We start from the raw sequence: 843 nt of genomic DNA on the forward strand, positions 1-843 counted from the left end.
GGATGTTGTGATTATACAGGTGGACGAAGCGTATGAGGGTTGCCTGGAGAGAAGCGGCGGATTCGAAGCGATTGGAGGGCAGCACATCGGCAATGCGGCCGTTGAAGCGTTCGACCATACCATTGGTTCGGGGGGTTCTGGGCTTGGTCAAGCGATGCTGGATGCGGTTGTCAGCACAGACCTGATCGAAGGCATGAGCAGCGGTTGGTTGGCGCTCGCCGGCGGCGCAGAAGCGGTCGGTAAATTCTTTGCCGTTGTCGGTTAGGAGCGTGGTGATTTTGAACGGAGCGGTGTCGATCAGGCGCTTCAGGAAACCGCTGGCGGTGGTTGCCGACTTGTCCTTGAGGATTTCGACGTAGACCCAACGCGTGGCCCGATCAATGGCGGCGAACAGGTCCGTGCGCTGGTCTTGGTCTGGCATTTGGGGTAGGTACTTGACATCGACGTGCACAAAGCCGGGGGCGTAGTCCTTGAAGGTTTTGTGGGGGGGTGTCTGCGCACCGTCCTCCTGGGGTAGCAGGGTCTTGAGGTTGGCGACCCCATGGCGGCGCAGACAGCGGTCCAGAGCTGATCGGGAGAGGTCGGGGTGGATAAACTCACGAGTGACCACCAACCGGTCATCAAGTGGCAGCAGCAGCGTCTTACGCAGTTCTACGACCACGGCTTCCTGGGTCGGGGTGAGGGTAGTCTGCAAGCGGTGCGGCGTGTGGGAGCCATCGGTAAGTTTTTGGCTCGTTCCCACGCTCCAGCGTGGAAACGCAATTGTGGCCGCTCCAGCGGCCAAGGTTTCATGACGCTGGAGCGTCCGGACTTGCTCCCACGCTGGAGCGTGGGAGCCAGAGG

At 60.6% G+C, this 843-nt stretch carries 1 pseudogene; it reads right to left on the reverse strand.

From position 1 onward, the window contains the following. Positions 1 to 718 (reverse strand): annotated as a pseudogene (locus tag BQ17_RS02980) (DDE-type integrase/transposase/recombinase); the annotation flags it as partial. Positions 719 to 843 lie beyond the last annotated feature (125 nt).

Source organism: Candidatus Thiosymbion oneisti (assembly GCF_900092655.1).
Taxonomy (GTDB): Bacteria; Pseudomonadota; Gammaproteobacteria; order Chromatiales; family Chromatiaceae; genus Thiosymbion; species Thiosymbion oneisti.